Here is a 2,537-nt window from a genome sequence, read left to right as displayed (position 1 = left end):
CTAATATGGAAGTTAACAAGGTTTTAGTATGGTTAGATGTAAATGATGCTGTACTAAAAGAAGCCATTGAAAACCAAGTAGACCTTATTGTATCCCATCATCCTTTTCTCTTTTCACCATTAAAAAATGTAAGATGGGATAATTATAAAGGGAGATTAATTAAAGAATTAATCACAAGAGAAATTGGCGTCTACAGTGCACATACAAACTTAGATATTAGTCATAAAGGCCTTAATTATTGGTTAGCAAATCACCTAGAAATTAGAAATTTGGAAGTTTTAGATAAAATAAATTATGAAAACTTGTATAAACTTGCTATTTTTGTGCCAAAATCAGATATAAGGAAAATTAAGGAAGAATTAGGACGCCAAGGTGCTGGATGGATTGGAAACTATAGCCATTGTAGTTTTGCAACAGAAGGAGTCGGTAGTTTTAAGCCTTTAGAAAACACGAATCCGTATATAGGAACACCTGGAAAAATAGAAGAAGTGGATGAAGTGAGAATTGAGACCATTGTAAAAGAAGGGGATTTAGAGCGAACATTAAAGGCCGTTTTAAAAGTACATCCTTATGAAGAAGTAGCGTATGACATATATCCTTTAAAAAACAATGGAAGAGCACAAGGGCTAGGTGTTGTTGGAAAATTGGACAAGGAAATGAACGGAAATGAATTCATAGCCTTTGTAAAAAATAAATTGAATCTAAATAACTTGCGCGGAAGTGGTCCTATGCCAAACATAGTAAGGAAAATAGCAGTTTGCTCAGGTGCTGGTGCGAATTATATGCATAAAGCAAAGTTTTCTGGAGCTGATGTTTTTATTACTGGAGATCTAAAATACCACGATGGCCAAACAGCAGAAGAAATCGGAATATTTGTGATAGATGCTGGTCATTTTTCAACAGAAATCATTGTGATCCAGTACTTAAGTGAATACTTAGAAGAATGTGCGAAAAAGAGCAAAGTACATGTAGAGATCATGCGGTCTACTTCTGGAAGAGATACACTAAAAGTTTACTAGCTTATCGGGCTACTAAATGAACCGAATCACAAGAGTGGGGTTTCCACCAATGTGTTGATATAGATAAATAGAGTAGTATAAATGATTTGTAGTGTTTAATAAGGAGTGTAAAAATGGTTGATATAGAAATGTTATGGGAATTACAACAATTGGAAAATAAAATCATCGAAGTAGAAAAAGAAATAGGCGTAACGGATTTAAAAAACCACATCGAAAAAAGTAAAGAAACTTACAATAAACTATTACAGACTACTAAAAAAATTGCAACAGAATATAAAGACAAAGATGCTATTGCATTGGGATTAAAAGAAGAGGTAGAAAATATTCAGCAAGCTACCTCTATTGCAGAAGAAATGCTAAATAGTGGTGGAGTTCTTAAACCAAAAGCAATTAGCCAATTAGAAAAAGACATTCAAGATAATGAAAATTTACTAGAAGAAAAAAATAAAACTCTTCAACAATTAAGAAAAGAAAACCTAACAAATATTAAGCAAATTAAGAGATTCAAATCAAAATTAGAACAAATCTATGAAGCAGTAGAATCTTCTATAAAGCAATTAGAAAAACTGCAAAAGGATGCAAGAAAATCACTAACTTCTGTTTACAAAAATATAGAGAAGATCAATGATAAACTTGCACCAGAATCTTATAAATTTTACTATGACAAGAAGGAAAACCTTTACCCCGTTTTAGTTCCTTATACTGGAGATAGCTGTGATGGCTGTAAGATGCAGTTCTCATTAATGTTCACACAAAGCATTGAAAAGAACCATCTACATTCCTACACCTGCGAAAATTGCGGCAGAGTCATCATCATCTCACAGACGCAAGAAATCTGAGAAACAGTAGCTAGTCTCTAGCTTAAGATTGCCAAAGGTGATGTAATGATTAGAGGATAAAGTTGTTAGGTTGGAAAGTTGGAAAACGAACTTGTTTCTCAAGTCGTAGGGGCGAACTTTCTTCGTCCACATTACAGTGACCATTGGTGGCTTATACGGTTTTGCTTACTACCTTGATGTTTTTTCCATTGCAAATAAAATAAACATATGTTAAGATAACATTCTGAGTAAGTCAGATGATCGCTGGTACAAAACCGCAAGGTTGTACGAGAGGAAAGTCCGAGCTCCATAGAGCAGGATGCCGGGTAATACCTGGTGGAGGTGACTCTAAGGCAAGTGCAACAGAAAGTAAACCGCCTATGAAATTACAAAGTAATTTGATAGGTAAGGCTGAAACGGTGAGGTAAGAGCTCACCAGCGGATAGGCGACTATTCGGCTAGGTAAACCCCATTCGGAGCAAGACCAAGAACGGACACACAAGGGCAGCTGCTCGTTGCCGTCCAATGGTAGGTTGCTTGAGCTTATTGGTAACAATTGGCCTAGATAGATGATCATTTAATACAGAACTCGGCTTATAGACTTACTCACATATCTTGTAGGAAACACCAGCTTTGGCAGGTGTTTTTTTGTTGTAGGCTTTAGCCTGTTGAGCCCTTAAGGGCGAAACATAAAACCACC

General features: G+C 35.6%; 2 protein-coding genes and 1 other RNA gene. All 3 read left to right on the top strand.

Translation table 11 applies throughout. The annotated features are described in order from the left end of the window. A partial coding sequence (locus tag Q7P22_RS11485; RefSeq protein WP_303864288.1) for a Nif3-like dinuclear metal center hexameric protein occupies nucleotides 1-1,019 on the top strand: 1,019 nt, incomplete at its 5' end. A gap of 113 nt (nucleotides 1,020-1,132) precedes the next feature. Continuing rightward, nucleotides 1,133-1,858 (top strand): hypothetical protein, encoded by a 726-nt coding sequence (locus Q7P22_RS11480; protein ID WP_303864286.1) that lies wholly within the window; start codon nucleotides 1,133-1,135, stop codon nucleotides 1,856-1,858. 224 nt (nucleotides 1,859-2,082) lie between these two features. Beyond that, nucleotides 2,083-2,450: RNase P RNA component class A (gene rnpB / locus Q7P22_RS11475), an RNA gene on the top strand. Nucleotides 2,451-2,537 lie beyond the last annotated feature (87 nt).

Origin of the sequence: Alkalibaculum bacchi, assembly GCF_937875145.1 — a bacterium.
Lineage (GTDB): Bacteria > Bacillota > Clostridia > Eubacteriales > Alkalibacteraceae > Alkalibaculum > Alkalibaculum bacchi_A.
The sequence above is the reverse complement of the archived record's forward strand: the minus strand, read 5'-3'. Positions and strand labels throughout refer to the sequence as shown.

Excerpts from the sequence above, each read along its gene's own strand:
- Q7P22_RS11480 (WP_303864286.1), top strand. The coding sequence starts at position 1,133 with ATGGTTGATATAGAAATGTTATGGGAATTACAACAATTGGAAAATAAA.